Origin of the sequence: Nocardia thailandica NBRC 100428 (assembly GCF_000308795.1) — a bacterium.
In the GTDB taxonomy this organism is placed as follows: Bacteria; Actinomycetota; Actinomycetes; order Mycobacteriales; family Mycobacteriaceae; genus Nocardia; species Nocardia thailandica.
In genome coordinates, this window is sequence record NZ_BAGK01000033.1 from 24,187 (window position 1) to 39,482 (window position 15,296).

Consider the following 15,296-nt stretch of genomic DNA (forward strand, 5'->3'; position numbering starts at 1 on the left):
TCGGACGTGATGTCTACCCGGTCCGGGTGACGCGCAGGTGTCCGCGCGCCGCCCGGCCGGTGAAGTTCCCCAGGTCAGCGAATTGTGTTCACTGTGTGCACGAAACGTGCCGCGACGCTCAGTGCGCGATGGCCGACCAGCCCGCGACCTCGTCGGGCTTGCGCGGGCCGGGGCCGGTGTAGATCGCGGCCGGGCGGACCAGCTTGCCCAGCTGCTTCTGCTCGAGGATGTGCGCGCACCAGCCCGCGGTGCGGCCGCAGGTGAACATGGCGGGCATCATGTGCGCCGGGACCTCGGCGAAGTCGAGGATGACCGCGGCCCAGAACTCGACGTTGGTCTCGATCGCCCGGTCGGGGCGGCGTTCGCGCAGTTCGGCCAGCGCGGCCTGCTCGAGCGCGGCCGCCACCTCGTAGCGCGGGGCGGCCAGGCGCTTCGCGGTGGCGCGCAGCACGCGGGCGCGCGGGTCCTCGGCCCGGTAGACCCGGTGGCCGAAGCCCATCAGCTTCTCCTTGCGGTCGAGGATGCCCTTGACCAGCGCGCGGGCGTCGCCGGTCTTCTCGACCTCCTCGATCATCGGCAGCACGCGGGCAGGCGCGCCGCCGTGCAGCGGGCCGGACATGGCGCCGATCGCGCCGGACAGCGACGCGGCCACGTCGGCGCCGGTGGAGGCGATGACGCGGGCGGTGAAGGTGGAGGCGTTCATGCCGTGCTCGGCCGCGGAGACCCAGTAGGCGTCGATGGCCTCGGTGTGGCGCGGGTCCGGGTCACCCTTCCAGCGGGTCATGAAGCGCTCGGTGACGGTGGTGCACTCGTCGATCTTCTTCTGCGGGACCGCGGGCTGGTAGATGCCGCGCGCGGACTGGGCCACGTAGGACAGCGCCATGACCGAGGCGCGGGCGAGGTTCTCCCTCGCCTCCTCGTCGTCGATGTCGAGCAGCGGCTGGTAGCCCCAGATCGGGGCGAGCATGGCCAGGCCGGCCTGCACGTCGACGCGCACGTCGCCGGTGTGCACGGGCAGCGGGAAGGGCTCGGCGGGCGGCAGGCCGCGGCCGAAGCTGCCGTCGACCAGCAGGGCCCACACATCGCCGAAGGTGACCCGGTTGGCGACCAGGTCCTCGATGTCGACGCCGCGATATCGGAGCGCGCCGCCGTCCTTGTCCGGCTCGGCGATGTCGGTGGTGAACGCCACCACACCTTCGAGGCCGCTCACGAAATCCTGGGGTACGGCAGTCATCGGTGACTCTCCCTCTGCTCAACAGGCGCGATCAGCGAAGCCGATCAGGGCAACCATAACTCCGTTCTACCCCGGAGTAACGTCTGAGCTATGCCTGAGGTGGACAGCGCGCGCCCCGTTTCTGCCGATCTCGCCGCGATGCGGGTGGACTACGCGGGGCCGGGGGGCGCCCTCGACGATCCGGACCTGGACGAGAGCTGGGTGGCGGGCGGCTGGGAGCCGCTGCTGCGCCGCTGGCTCGATCAGGCCGCCGCCGCGGGGGTGCCCGAGCCGAACGCCATCGTGCTGGCCACGGTCTCGCTGGCAGGCCCCGTGCCGCGCCCGGTCGCGCGCACCGTGCTGTGCAAGGGCCTCGCGCCCGAGGGCATCACCTTCTACACCAACTACGACTCGGCCAAGGGCGGTCAGCTCGCGGCCGACCCCTACGCGGCGGCCAGCTTCGTCTGGACCGCGCTCGGCAGGCAGGTGCATCTGCGCGGGATCACCGAACGGGTGCCCGCCGAGGTGACCGAGCGGTACTGGCAGGCCCGCCCCCGCGACGCCCGGCTGGGCGCCTGGGCCTCCCAGCAGTCCCGGCCCGTCGCCTCGCGCGCCGAACTGGACCGGGCGCTGGCCGAGACGACCGCCCGCTTCGCCGACGTCGACGACATCCCGGTGCCCCCGCACTGGGGCGGCTACCTGCTGCGCCCGGACGAGGTCGAGTTCTGGCAGGGCCGCCGCGGCAGGCTGCACAACCGCATCCGCGTCCGCCTCGCCGACGGCGAGCAGGTGGTCGACCGCCTCCAGCCCTAGGTGGCATTTGTCACTGCGGACAACCGTATTCACCGTCGGGCCCCGGGATTAGTCTCCGCACAGTGAGACTGCTCGCCGACACGGCACCCCTGCGACATCGCGACTACCGCAGGCTCTGGGTCACCAATATCGTCACCGTCGTCGGCGCCCAGCTGTCGGTGGTCGCGGTCCCGCAGCAGATCTTCCAGATCACCGGCAGTTCCGGCTACGTGGGCCTGGCCGGGGTGTTCGGTCTGGTGCCGCTGGTTGTGTTCGGCCTCTGGGGCGGGGCGATGGCCGACGTCATGGACAAGCGCGTGCTCATGATCGTCACCACCGCGGGCACCGCGCTGACGGCGGCCGCGTTCTGGGGGCAGGCGGCGCTCGGCCTGGACAACGTGTGGCTGGTGCTCGGGTTGTTCGCGGTCCAGCAGGCGTTCTTCGCGGTCAACCAGCCCACGCGCAGCGCCGCCATCGCCCGCCTGCTCCCGCCGGACGAGATCGCGGCGGCCAGCTCCCTGAGCATGACCGTGCAGAACGCGGGCATGATCGCGGGGCCGGTGCTGGCCGGCGTGCTCATCCCCGTTCTCGGCCTGCCGACCCTGTACCTGCTCGACGCGGTCGCCCTGATGCTGACCCTGTGGGCGGTGTGGATGCTGCCCGCGCTGCCGCCCACCGGGGAGGCGCGCCGTGCCGGGCTGAGCACTGTGGTCGACGGCTTCCGGTATCTGACGGGTCAGCGCATCCTGCTCGCGTCCTTCGTGGTCGACATCATCGCCATGGTGTTCGGCATGCCGCGGGCGCTGTTCCCGCAGATCGCGCACGAGACCTTCGGTGACCCCGCCGAGGGCGGCGTGGCGCTCGGGCTGCTGTTCGCGGCGATCTCGGCGGGCGCGGTGCTCGGTGGCGTCTTCTCCGGCTGGGTGCCGCGCATCCGCAGGCAGGGCCTCGCCGTGATCTGGTGCATCGTGGCCTGGGGGCTGGCGATGGTCGGTTTCGGGGTCGCGGTCGGGCTGGCGGGCCACTGGTTCGGGCTCGGGGTGTGGCTGTGGATCGCGGTCGCGTTCCTCGCCTTCGGCGGCGCGGTCGACATGATCTCGGCGGCGCTGCGCACGGCGATGCTGCTCAACGTCTCCACCGACGAGATGCGCGGGCGGCTGCAAGGGGTCTTCATCGTCGTCGTCGCAGGTGGGCCGCGCATCGGTGATGTTGCCCACGGTTTCGCCGCGGCGAGCCTGGGTACCGCGGTAGCGGCGGCCGGTGGCGGGGTGCTTGTGGTCGTCGGGGTGGTGCTCGCGGCCCTGGCCTTCCCCGCGTTCGTCCGTTACCGGGTGGGCAGGGCGCGTGTCGATGTGGTGACCAGTTGAGCTGTACCGCAACGATTTACCGTCCGGTAGGGGCGCTTTCGGGCAACGTTTCCCGCGGTGTGCAGGGCGGTGCGGCCCCGCGGGCCCTCCGGGCGCCGCCGACCTCACCGCGCACGGTGCCGATTGTGAGAACACCGCAGGACAACCCTGATTGCACCTTCGGCTCGGACAAGAGTTAGCGTTACACCCAAGCGCACCGGTGCTGACCGCAATCGGTGTCAACGGTTCGGCGCCGGGGCTCAGGGCCCGGCGAGAATCTCAACTAGCCTGAGAGGGATCCTTCCGTGCCCGCTGAGAACATCACCGACGTCGCCGACGCCAAGGCGGTACTGCAGTACCCCGGTGGCGAGTTCCCCATCTCGGTCACTCCGGCCGCCGAGGGCAACAACGGGCTCGACCTGGGCAAGCTGCTGGCCAGCACCGGGTACGTGACCTACGACCCGGGCTTCATGAACACCGCCTCCACCAAGTCGGCGATCACCTACATCGACGGTGAGGCCGGGATCCTGCGTTACCGCGGTTACCCGATCGACCAGCTGGCCAGCTCCTCGACCTTCATCGAGGTCAGCTACCTGCTCATCTACGGCGAGCTGCCGACCCAGGCCCAGCTCGACGACTTCACCGACCGCATCCGCCGCCACACGCTGCTGCACGAGGACCTCAAGCGGTTCTTCGACGGGTTCCCGCGCAACGCGCACCCGATGCCGGTGCTGTCCTCGGCGGTCAACGCGCTGTCGGCCTACTACCAGGACTCGCTGGACCCGCGCGACCCCGAGCAGGTCGAGCTGTCCACCATCCGCCTGCTGGCCAAGCTGCCCACCATCGCGGCCTACTCCTACAAGAAGTCGGTCGGCCAGCCGTTCCTCTACCCCGACAACTCGCTGTCGCTGGTCGAGAACTTCCTGCGCATGACCTTCGGCTTCCCGGCCGAGCCGTACGAGGTCGACCCCGAGGTCGCCGCCGCGCTCGACATGCTGCTGATCCTGCACGCCGACCACGAGCAGAACTGCTCCACCTCGACCGTGCGCCTGGTCGGCTCCTCCGACGCCAACCTGTTCACCTCGGTCTCCGGCGGCATCAACGCCCTGTGGGGCCCGCTGCACGGCGGCGCGAACCAGGCCGTGCTCGAGATGCTCGACGACATCAAGGCCCAGGGCGGCGACGTCAAGGAGTTCATCCGCAAGGTCAAGAACAAGGAAGACGGCGTGAAGCTCATGGGCTTCGGGCACCGCGTCTACCGCAACTACGACCCGCGCGCGACCATCGTCAAGAAGACCGCCGATCAGATCCTGTCCAAGATCGGCGGCGACGACCAGCTCCTCGACATCGCCAAGGCGCTCGAAGAGGCCGCCCTCACCGACGACTACTTCGTCTCGCGCCGCCTGTACCCGAACGTCGACTTCTACACCGGCGTCATCTACCGGGCCATGGGCTTCCCGACCCGCATGTTCACCGTGCTCTTCGCCATGGGCCGCCTGCCGGGCTGGATCGCCCACTGGCGGGAGATGCACTCCGAGCCGCTGAAGATCGGCCGTCCGCGCCAGATCTACACCGGTTACGGCGAGCGCGCGTACCGCGACATCGACAACCGATAGGGTCTGAGGCGGCATCGGCGCCACGGGGTCACCTGCGGCGCCCGCCACATCGGATTCACACAGCAATCGATAGGGGACTCACCGCATGACCAAGCCGGAGATCGAATTCCAGGAGGGCCCCGCGCCCGCCGAGCTCGTGATCAAGGATCTCGTCGAGGGTGACGGCAAGGAAGCGGTGCCGGGCGGCACCGTCGAGGTGCACTACGTCGGCGTCGAGTTCGACTCGGGCGAGCAGTTCGACTCCTCCTGGGACCGTGGCGAGTCGATCACCTTCCCGCTGCGCGGCCTGATCCAGGGCTGGCAGGACGGTATCCCGGGCATGAAGGTCGGCGGCCGCCGCCAGCTGACCATCCCGCCGGAGCTGGCCTACGGCCCCGCGGGCGCGGGCCACCACCTGTCCGGCAAGACCCTGGTCTTCGTGATCGACCTGCTCAACGCGAACTGATCCGCACGCGACCGCGGCCCGTGTCCCCATCGGGGGACACGGGCCGCGTCGCGTCGTGAGCGATTCCTCGGCCCGTCCTTCGGGGCCGGTGCCGGCGCGTGCGCAGCTGGGCGCGGCCTACTTCGTGACCGGCGTGTCCAGCTTCTCGGCCAGCCACTTCCCGTCGACGAGCCGCATCGTCGTGGTGATGGTCAGCCGGGTGGACTGGGGCGCGGACGCGGCGTTGTTCGTGCGGACCTGGGCGAAGATCGACAGTATGTCGATCTTGTCGCCGTCGCCGGACCGGTACAGGCATTCGAGGTCCTCCACGTGGGAGGTGACCTGCGATTGCTTCATGACCTGCTCGAGGCTGTCGTAGGTCGTCTCGAACTGGCGGCGGAGTTCGCCGGTGCTCCGATCGACGACCGACGCTTCGAAGCCGCTCAGATCGTGATAGTCGTAGGTCGACATGGCGGTGGTGAGCTCGCACGCCGCCTGCCGGGCCGCGTCCCGCGCGGCGTCCCGCGCCACGGACGGATGCTCGGGCGCGGGCGGCTCGTCGGTCAGCAGCAGCGCGCCTGCGGTGACCCAGCCGGCCACCGCCACGAGGATGGCGACGATCGCGAGGACCGGCCAGACCGCCCCGCGACGCCGGGGCACGTCCGGATGCGGCGCGGCGCCGTAGGCGGCAGGGGGGAAGCCCGGCGGCGGCGCGCCCGCGGCGGCAGGCCGGTCCGCATAGCCGGGCGGGGCGGGGTGGTAGCCCGGCGCCGGCGCGTGGCCGATCGGGGCGGCCGGATATCCGGTCCCGGCTGCCGGGTGACTCCCGGCGGGTGCCGGGTGACTCGTGCCGGCGGGGAAACTCGGGGCGGCGGGGAAACTCGGGGCGGGCGGCGGCGGTTGCCCCGCGTCGGCCGGGTGACCCGCCGCCGAGGCCGGACCGCCCGGGACCGGATGACCCTGTGGCGGAAGATGTCCCGGCGGCGCGGCGGGTGCCGGTGTCGCCCCCTGCGCCGCGGGCTCGCCGGGCCGCGGCTGATTCGGATCGGTCATCGACGATCCCCCCTCTCGCCGACCACCCTAGTGCAGAACGGCTTTCACTCCCGCACGACCTCGACCGGGTCGGTGAGGGCGAGGGCGAAGGCGGAGTTCTGGGCGGCGCCGCGGGCGGGGAGGGCGGCCAGGGCCTTGTCGGTCTGGGTGCCGAGGTTGCCGACGATGTTCTGCATGGCGCCGACGCCCGCGGTCAGCTGCTCCATCGCCGAGACCAGTTGGGCGCCGCCCTGTTCGGCGAGGGTGGGCAGGCCCTTGGCCAGTTCGGCGCCCTGGGCGAGCTGATCGCGGGCGCCCTCCAGCCGTCCGACGACGGTGCGCAGCAGCGTGCCGAGGTCGGTGTTCGGGTCGACGGCGGCGCCGGTCAGCGCGCCGAGCCCGGCCAGCTGGCTGCCCGCCTGGCCCGATACCGAGCGCAGGGACTCGAGCTTGGTGATGATGTCGGCCAGCGCCGGATCGCCGGCGAACGGCAGCCCGCGCAGCAGCGGGAGGATCTGGTCGAGCCCGGTGCTCAGCGTGCCCGCGGTCTGCTCGACCTGCGCGATGGTCAGCCCGGTCGCGCCGAGGGCGTCGGCCAGTTGGCTCGCCTGCTTCGAGGCGCCGTCGACGGTCTGGTTGAGCAGATCGATGGCCGAGGTGAGCTGTCCGGCGCCCTGTTTCGCGAAGTCGAGGAAGCCGAGCATCTGCTGGGCGCCCCCGCCGAACTGGGCAGCGCCGTCGGCCGCCGCGGTCACGCCCGCGTTGAGCAGCTGGGTGGTGAATTGGACCGAGGTCATCTGGTTGCGGGCCTGTGCCACGGCCGCCAGCGCCGCGTCGACACCGGCCGCGCCGATGCGGTGGGTGACCGCGTCCACCGCACCGTCCACGACGGCCCGGTCCGCGCCGTCGTGCGTGGTGACGGTGACCTTGGCACGCTTCGGATCGGGCGAGGCCAGCGTCGACATCGAGGAGGTCAGGTCGGCGGGCAGGGTGATGACGGCGGCGAAGTCGTCGGCGTCCACCTCGCCCGGTTTCGCGATCGTCCACTCGTAGCCGCCCGCGTCGGCCACGGCCTTGGCCACGCGTTCACCGGTCGGGCCGGTGTCGGCGTTGACCAGCGCCATGCCGGTCGGGGCGGTCGCCGAGGACCCGGAACAGGCGCTGATCCCGATCCCGGTGACGGCGAGGACGGCGGTAGCGAGACTCACCCAGCGGGCACGATGTCCGATCACGGCGCCGACGCTATCGGCCGAGTTCCCGCCGGGTCGTGGGAGATGTCTGAGAGTTCGGTGAGGATGCGCGCGGCGGGCGAGACGATCCCGCGTGCGCGCGGGAGATAGCCCGCGGGCAGGAGCGGCAAACCCGGGGCGGTATGTCTTATGTCACAACGACTTCCGTGACCGCCCACGGGTTCGGTACAAATCTCGAGTCAATCGACGTCGATTCGGCTCGAGTCATCCGGGGGTATTCGGGGATGCACCGGGGGGCATCGGGAGGGAGTTCTCGAAAATGTTCCATCACACCATCACTCGCGGCGCGCGCCGCGCGCTCGTCGCCGCGCTGCCGCTGGCCGTGGCGACCTCGCTGGTGACCGCGGGCACCGCGGTCGCCGACCCGGCCACCGAGCGCGCCGCCCAGGTCGCCACCGGCCTGTCCAGCGCGGGTGCCGCCGACGGCGTCGACTTCCGCACCGTCGTCGCGCCGGACCTGCGCAGCATCACCGCCACCCTGGACAACGGCCACTTCGTGGTCACCCCGGACGCGGTCACCGTCGTCTCGGCCACCGGCGCCACCGTCGGCGAGGTCCCGCTGAAGCTGAACACCGTCGGCGGCAACGCGATCGCCGTCGCCTCGGTGGTCTCCGCCGACGGCCGCACCCTGCAGATGGTGCCCGCGCTGTCCAGCGACACCGGCGCCGAGCTGAAGGACATCGCCACCAACCCCGAGGCCGCCAACCACGACCCGGTCCAGAACGGCGCCGCCGCGGGCGCGACCATCGGCGCCATCGCCGCCGCGATCCTGTGCGTGCCCGCCCTGGCCGCCTTCATCGTCGGCTACGTGTTCTGCGCCATCCCGTCGGTCATCTCCACCGCCCTCACCGGCGCCGTGATCGGCGCGGTCATCGGCCTGGTCATCCCGGAGTCGGTCCCGCAGGTCCTGCCCTGACCCAGGCAGATACGCGGCGCGAGCCCCGGACCCCGCGCGGGTCCGGGGCTCGCCCGTCTCTACCGGGCCGGGCGGATCGGCAGGTCCAGCACGAGGCGGGCGCCGCCGAGGGCGCTGTCCTCGAAGTAGGCGCGCCCGCCGTGTAACTGGGCCTGCTGGGCGACCAGCGCGAGGCCGAGCCCGGAACCGCCCTTCGCGGCGTTGCTGCCGCGGGCGAAACGCGCGAACACCGCGTCGCGTTCGGCGGACGGCACCCCGGTGCCGTTGTCGTCGACCGCGACCACGATCCGTTCGGCGCCCGGGACGCGATGCGCCGACACGACCGCCTCGGTCGCCCCGCCGTGCCGGACCGAGTTGGTCAGCGCGTTGTCCACCGCGAGGCGCAGCCCGGCGGGCAGCCCGCGGGTCACCAGGTGCGAGTCGGTGTCGATGCGGACCTTCAGGCCCGGATGGTGGCGCATGGCGTCATGGGCGGCCTGATCGCACAGCTCCGCCACATCCGTCGCGACATGGTCGGCCTCGGCGGTCAGATCGCCGCGCGCCAGGCGCTCCAGCGCGCCGAGGGTGGTCTCCACCCGGGTCTCGCTGCGGGCCAGGTCGGCCAGGATCTCGCGGCGCTGATCCTCGGTGAGATCCAGGGTGCGCAGCACCTCGAGATCGGTGCGCATCGCGGTCAGCGGCGTGCGCAGCTCGTGCGCCGACACCGCGGCGAAGTCGCGCGCGGTCTCCAACGCGGCCGCGGTCTCCGCCTGGGCCTGATCGACCCGGGCGAGCATCGTGTTCACGGCGTCGGCCAGCTTCTCGGCCTCGTCCACCCCGGAACCGTCCACCGGCCGGGCCGGATTGTCCGGGTCGGGGAACGCGCTGCGCGAGGACACCTGACGGGTCAGCGACACGATCGGGCGCACCGCGCGCCCCGCGAACAACCAGCCGAGCGCGGCCGCCGCCGCCACCGCGACGAACGCGCCGAACAACACCCACTGCTGCTGCTCGTCGGTCGCCCTGGCCGCCCCGGCCGCCGGGATCCCGAGGGCGACCGTGCGCCCCTCGGGCTGATTCTCGGTGGTCGTGAGCACCCGATACGGCTGATCGCCCACGGCGACCGTCTGCGAACCCGGCGGCAGATCGGGCAATTGGGTCGGGCTCGACGCGGTCACCGCGCCGTTGTCGCGCACGGTCAGCGCGATGGAATTCTGCAACCCGGTGAGATTGACGAACCCGGTCGCCAGCACCGGCTCGATCAGCACGATGCGCGACGCGATCTGCAACTGCTGATCGGCCTGCGAGATGTTGTTGCGCTCGATGGCGCGGAAACTGGCGAACGCCGCGATGGTGACAACGACGATGGCGCCCGCCGCGGCCGCCGCCGCCACACGGGTCCGGAGCGAAAACGACCGCCGCCGACGGGGTTTCGTTCGCCGGAGTCTCACTTCGCCTCGCGCAGCACGAATCCGACGCCTCGGATGGTATGCAACAGCCGCGGCGTACCCTCGGTCTCCAATTTCCGCCGGAGATATCCCACGAAAACGTCCACGACATTGGTATCGGCCACGAAGTCGTAACCCCACACCAATTCCAGCAGCCGCTCCCGGCTCAGCACCACACCCGCATTCCGCGCCAGCGTGGAGAGCAATTCGAATTCCCTTTTGGTCAGGTCGATTTCGCGCCCGTGCAGCAGCGCCCGATACCCGGCCACATCCACCTGCAGCGGCCCCACGGTGATCGTGCCCGGCGCGACCGGCACCCCCGCGTCCGAACGGCGGCGCAGCAGCGCGCGGATCCGGGCGACCAGCTCGGCCAACTCGAAAGGCTTCACCAGGTAGTCGTCGGCACCGGACTCCAGCCCCGCGATCCGGTCGTCCACCGACGCGCGGGCACTCAGCACGCAGATCGGGACGTCGTTACCCATGGCCCGCAGCGCGGTGACCACACCCGCGCCGTCCAGCACCGGCATGTTCATGTCGAGCACCACCGCGTCCGGATGATGCTCGGTGACGCTGCGCAGCGCCGCCGCCCCGTCCCGGGCCACATCCACATCGAAACCCGACAGCCGCAGCCCGCGCTGGACGGAGGCGAGCACGTCCTCGTCGTCATCGACCACCAGAACCTTCGGCGCACGTTCGGTCACCGGACCATTATGAGGTGTGTCTGTGGGACGGCCGCGACGCTCGCTTCGCTCGCGGGCCTGCTCGGGGTCGGCCGGGGGTGGTTGCGGTGTGGAGTGGTCTCTTGTGGACAGGTCCGCCGGTGGTGGTTGCCCTGGTTTCAGGGCCGGACGACAGTCCGACAGATGGTTCAGACCGCGGGTTCGGACTGGTCGGGGGCGGGCGGTGGGGTGGGGGCGCCGAGAGGGGGATTGGCGAGGATGCGGTCGGCGAGGGCCGTGAGGACGGCGGGGTCCTCGATGGTGGCGGGGGGCTCCACGTGTTCGCCCGCGGTGAGCTGGCGGATGGTCTTGCGCAGGATCTTGCCGGAGCGGGTCTTGGGCAGGCCGGTGACGACGACGGCGTCGTACAGGGTGGCGATGGCGCCGATCTGGGCGCGCACCCGCTCGGCGAGTTCGGCGCGCAGGACGTCGGGGTCGACGTCTACGCCCTGCTTGAGCACGACGTAGGCCAGCGGCAGATGTCCCTTGAGCTCGTCCGGAACGCCGATCACCGCGCACTCGGCCACGGCCGGATGCCCGGAGATCGCCGCTTCGATGCTGCCCGCGGACAGGCGGTGCCCGGCCATGTTGATCACATCGTCGCTGCGGCCGAGGACGTAGAGGTAGCCGTCCTCGTCGAAATGCCCGGAGTCGCCGGTCAGGTAGTGCCCGGGGAACGCCGACAGGTACGAGCGCACGAACCGCTCGCGGTCGCGCCACAGGCCGGTCAGCGTGCCGGGCGGCAGGGGGAGGCCGATCACGATGTTGCCCTCGGTGCCCGCGGCCACCGGGTTGCCGTTGGCGTCGAGCACCCGCAGCCGGTATCCGGGGACCGGCACGCACGACGAGCCCGGCTTCACGGGCAGTTCCTGCAGGCCGAGGGGGTCGGCGCAGATCGGCCAGCCGGTCTCGGTCTGCCACCAGTGGTCGACAACGGGCGTGTCGGGATGGTCGGCGAGCAGGGTGTCGCTGGCCCATTCGAAGGTGGCCGGGTCCAGCCGCTCCCCGGCGCAGAACAGCGCGCGCAGCCCGGACAGGTCGTGGCGGCGGGCCAAGGCGGCCTCCGGATCGGCCCGGCGGATGGCGCGCAGCGCGGTCGGCGCCGTGAACAGGACCCGGACGTTGTTCTCCTCGACGACCCGCCAGAACACGCCCGCGTCCGGCGTGCCGACCGGTTTGCCCTCGTAGAGCACCGTCGTCGCGCCGACGAGCAGCGGCGCGTAGACGATGTAGGAGTGGCCGACCACCCAGCCGACGTCGGAGGCGGCCCACATGACCTGACCCGGTCCGACGTCGTAGATGTTGCGCATCGACCAGGCCAGCGCCACCGCGTGCCCGCCGTTGTCGCGGACGACGCCCTTGGGCTTCCCGGTGGTGCCGGAGGTGTAGAGGATGTAGAGCGGATCGGTCGCCGCGACCGGCACCGGCTCGGTGGCCGGCGCGTCGCGGACCGCGTCGTCCCAGTCCAGCCAGCGCGCGGCCACGGTCTGCTCGGAGGACGGCAGCACGTCGGTGGCGGGCTGGGGCGCGGGGAAATCGATGGTGGGGAACTGGGGACGCTGCTTGACCAGCACGGTGCGGACCGAGGCGGTGGTCGTCAGGTCCAGCGCGGCCAGCACGATCGGCGGGTAGTCGATCTGCCGGCCGGGTTCGAGTCCGCCGGACGCGGTGATGACCAGGACCGGTTCGGCGTCGTCGATCCGGGCGGCGAGTTCGGGCGCGGCGAACCCGCCGAACACCACCGAGTGCACCGCGCCGATGCGCGCGCACGCCAGCATCGCGATCACCGATTCCGGAATCATCGGCAGATAGATCACGACCCGGTCGCCCGCCCGCACGCCCAATTCGCGCATGGCTCCGGCGAAGTGGGAGACGGCGTCGAGAAGTTCGGCGTAGGTGTAGACGGCACGTGAATCCGTCATAGCGGACTCATATATGAGCGCAGCCTGATCGGCGCGCCCGCCCTCGGTGAGAGTTCCGCCACGTACGTGCCGATCGAGTGCGTTGGCACACGTGTTCAGCCTGCCGTCGGGAAACCAGCGGGCCAGCTGCTTGTCGGCCGTGTCGACGATCTGCTCGGGCGCGAGCACCCATTCGATCTCCTGAGCAGCGCGTGACCAGAACTCGGCAGGGTCGACCAGGCTGGTCTGATAGACCGGCCGGTACTCGTGCTTCACGTCCAACCCCGTGACTCCCTAGCCTCGCCTCGTTGCCCGCTCGATAGATCGTGATGATTGTGGCAGACTTCACGCGACACTCGACGGGGTGCCGCGACCTTTGGTTTTGCCTGGAACAGGCAGGTCATCGCGCGGACCTTTGCCGGGGGTCTGCCAAGAAGTTATTGATCCGTTAGAATCTGATGTCACTTATTCGGGCAGTCGTAGACGCAATTTCTCGGCCAGCCGCAGTTCTCGGCCAGCTCCGCCTGGCGAGCCGACATGCGCCCGCTGCGCATGTGGAGCCGCTGATGGCGCTTGGTAGAGGCCAGTTTGGAAAGTGAGTGGGAGATGCGTGACGCCGCTAGGTCCGGCAGCAAGCGCTGGGCGCTCGGCAACTGGGACCTGCGATGGAAGGTTACGGCCGTGCTGGCCGTGCCGCTCGCGGTCGCGGTCGGGCTCGGCGTGTCGAGGATTACCTCGGAGTTCTCCGAGGCCAACCGCCTGTCGGAGATCAGCGAGCAGGTCGACGCCCTGCCCGCGGTCACCTCGCTGAGCGCCGTCTCGGCGCGTGTCGCCGGTGGCCAGATGGTCCAGGTCGGGCCGATGACCATGGTCACCGACCAGGACCTCGCCGACCTCGACGGCGCGATCGCCGCGGCCGAGGCCAAGCTGGGCAGCCTGTCCCCGCATCCGGAGTCGCACGCCGCCTTCGAGGCGATGATCGGCCAGGCCAAGAACGTGCGGGCGCAGGGCAAGGCGCCGACCTCGGCGCCCGAGACGGCGCTGGCCGGCGTCGAGCAGGTCCGCAAGAACAGCGTCTCGGTGGTGGAGAGCACCGTCGCCCAGGTCAGCAACCCGGTCATGGACGCGGCCAAGCTGCGCCTGGTCGACTCGCTGAACACCCGCGCCGTGCTGGTCGGCGAGCTGGCAGGCATGGCCGAGCTCACCCGCAACCCGCAGGCGGGCCTGAGCCGCTACCTCACCGCCGTGAGCACCGAGCAGCACATGCTCGGCGTGCTCGCCAACCGCTTCCCGCAGGGTGACCAGGTCATCGCCAACCTGCGCGCCGAGGCCGACAAGCGCCAGTCGCTGCTGTCTCCCGAGGAGCTCAAGGCGGGCAAGCTGCCCGTCGGCGACATGAAGAACTCGCTGGTGGCCAGCCTCACGTCCTACGCGGGCGTCGTCGACCAGGCCACCTCCGACATCGAGGCCCAGATGGAGGACCTGACCACCACGGCCTCCACCGGTGCCTGGACCTACACCGCGGTCGTCATCGCGACCATCCTCGCCGCGCTGCTGCTGGCCGTGTTCGTGGCCCGCTCGATGATCGTGCCGCTGCACCGCCTGCGTCTGTCGGCGCTGCGCGTGGCCGAGTCCGACCTGCCGCACGAGGTCGCCCAGCTCCGTAACGGCGCCGCCCCCGAGGACGTGCCGCTCGAGCCGATGCCGGTCCGCTCCGACGAGGAGATCGGTCAGCTGGCCCGCGCCATCGACGACATCCACGGTCAGGCGCTGCGCCTCGCGAGCGATCAGGCGCAGATGCGTTCCCAGGTCAACGACATGTTCGAGACCCTGGCGCGCCGCTCCAAGTCGCTGGTCGACCACCAGCTCACGCTCATCGAGGCGATGGAGTACGACGAGAAGGACCCGCGCCTGCTCGAGAACCTCTTCCGCCTCGACCACCTGGCCGCCCGCATGCGGCGTAACGGCGACAACCTGCTGATTCTGGCCGGTACCAAGCAGCGCCGGACCAAGTCCGCGCCGGTCGAGATCGCCGACGTGCTGCGCGCCGCCATCTCCGAGGTGGAGGACTACGAGCGCGTCAAGCTGGGTGCCACCCCGCGCGGCTCGCTGGTCGAGCCCGCCGCCTCCGACCTCGCGCACCTGTTCGCCGAGCTCCTCGACAACGCGCTGCGCGCCTCGCCGCCGGAGACCGACGTCAAGTTCACCTTCGCCCAGGCGCACGACCAGGGCCTGCTGATCGAGGTCGCCGACCGCGGTATCGGCATGCCGCCCGCGGAGATGTCGGAGATCAACCGCAGGCTCGAGCAGACCGCCGAGCCCGGCCCGGACACCGCCCGCCACATGGGCCTGTTCGTGGTCGGCCGCCTCGCCGATCGCCACGGCCTGACCGTGCGGCTGCGCCCGACCTTCGACACCGCCCGCGATCCCGGCGTCACGGTCACCGTGCACGTGCCGGTCGGCCTGATCGTCAGCGGCGGCAACGGCCCGGTCATCGCGCCGGTGCAGCCCTCGCCGTCCCAGCCGCAGCGCCCCGAACAGCAGCAGCGCCCGCAGGCGCCGCAGCAGCCGCAGCCGAGCACCATGCAGACCCGCGGGGTCACCCGCACCCCCGGCGGCAACATGATGGTGACCGTCGACCCGGGTGTCAGCGGTCCGAT

12 protein-coding genes are annotated in these 15,296 nt (G+C 71.1%); 6 read left to right on the plus strand and 6 right to left on the minus strand.

The genetic code is table 11. The features are described from left to right. Window positions 1-118: 118 nt before the first annotated feature. The gene (locus ON36_RS03405; protein ID WP_043647506.1) at window positions 119-1,234 is read right to left on the minus strand and encodes a citrate synthase 2; all 1,116 of its coding nucleotides are present in this window, start codon (window positions 1,232-1,234) and stop codon (window positions 119-121) included. Between the two features lie 90 nt (window positions 1,235-1,324). Between ON36_RS03405 and pdxH the strand changes: the two genes are divergently transcribed. From pdxH to ON36_RS03425, 4 genes are all read left to right on the plus strand, one after another. Further along, window positions 1,325-2,026 (plus strand): pyridoxamine 5'-phosphate oxidase, encoded by a 702-nt coding sequence (pdxH, locus tag ON36_RS03410; RefSeq protein WP_043647507.1) that lies wholly within the window; start codon window positions 1,325-1,327, stop codon window positions 2,024-2,026. Window positions 2,027-2,088: 62 nt separating this feature from the next. After that, a complete protein-coding gene (locus ON36_RS03415; protein WP_052313606.1) occupies window positions 2,089-3,372 on the plus strand; it encodes an MFS transporter in 1,284 nt (427 codons plus the stop codon). 284 nt (window positions 3,373-3,656) lie between these two features. After that, window positions 3,657-4,967 (plus strand): citrate synthase, encoded by a 1,311-nt coding sequence (locus ON36_RS03420; RefSeq protein ID WP_083884880.1) that lies wholly within the window; start codon window positions 3,657-3,659, stop codon window positions 4,965-4,967. 85 nt (window positions 4,968-5,052) lie between these two features. Then, window positions 5,053-5,412: an FKBP-type peptidyl-prolyl cis-trans isomerase gene (locus tag ON36_RS03425; RefSeq protein WP_043647508.1), complete on the plus strand. Its 360-nt coding sequence runs from the start codon at window positions 5,053-5,055 to the stop codon at window positions 5,410-5,412. Window positions 5,413-5,529: 117 nt separating this feature from the next. On the opposite strand, the gene ON36_RS34445 is transcribed toward ON36_RS03425, so the two are convergent. Together ON36_RS34445 and ON36_RS03435 are read right to left on the minus strand one after the other, a co-directional pair. Further along, entirely contained in the window at window positions 5,530-6,444 is a 915-nt protein-coding gene (locus ON36_RS34445) for a hypothetical protein (RefSeq protein WP_157224751.1), read from the minus strand. 44 nt (window positions 6,445-6,488) lie between these two features. Beyond that, window positions 6,489-7,655, minus strand: coding sequence for a YhgE/Pip domain-containing protein (locus ON36_RS03435; protein ID WP_043647510.1), 1,167 nt, complete (start codon window positions 7,653-7,655; stop codon window positions 6,489-6,491). Between the two features lie 277 nt (window positions 7,656-7,932). On the opposite strand from ON36_RS03435, the gene ON36_RS03440 reads away from it, so the two are divergent. Then, window positions 7,933-8,589 (plus strand): DUF8020 domain-containing protein, encoded by a 657-nt coding sequence (locus ON36_RS03440; protein WP_043647511.1) that lies wholly within the window; start codon window positions 7,933-7,935, stop codon window positions 8,587-8,589. A 59-nt stretch (window positions 8,590-8,648) separates the two neighbouring features. Here ON36_RS03440 and ON36_RS03445 read toward each other — a convergent pair whose 3' ends face one another. From ON36_RS03445 to ON36_RS03455, 3 genes are all read right to left on the minus strand, one after another. Next, window positions 8,649-9,962 (minus strand): sensor histidine kinase, encoded by a 1,314-nt coding sequence (locus ON36_RS03445; RefSeq protein WP_043647512.1) that lies wholly within the window; start codon window positions 9,960-9,962, stop codon window positions 8,649-8,651. 53 nt (window positions 9,963-10,015) lie between these two features. Next, window positions 10,016-10,717: a response regulator transcription factor gene (locus tag ON36_RS03450; protein WP_043647513.1), complete on the minus strand. Its 702-nt coding sequence runs from the start codon at window positions 10,715-10,717 to the stop codon at window positions 10,016-10,018. 167 nt (window positions 10,718-10,884) lie between these two features. Further along, on the minus strand, window positions 10,885-12,918 hold the full coding sequence (locus ON36_RS03455) for an AMP-binding protein (protein ID WP_043647514.1): 2,034 nt from the start codon (window positions 12,916-12,918) through the stop codon (window positions 10,885-10,887). A gap of 324 nt (window positions 12,919-13,242) precedes the next feature. Here ON36_RS03455 and ON36_RS03460 point away from each other — a divergent pair. Beyond that, a partial coding sequence (locus tag ON36_RS03460) for a sensor histidine kinase (RefSeq protein WP_157224752.1) occupies window positions 13,243-15,296 on the plus strand: 2,054 nt, incomplete at its 3' end.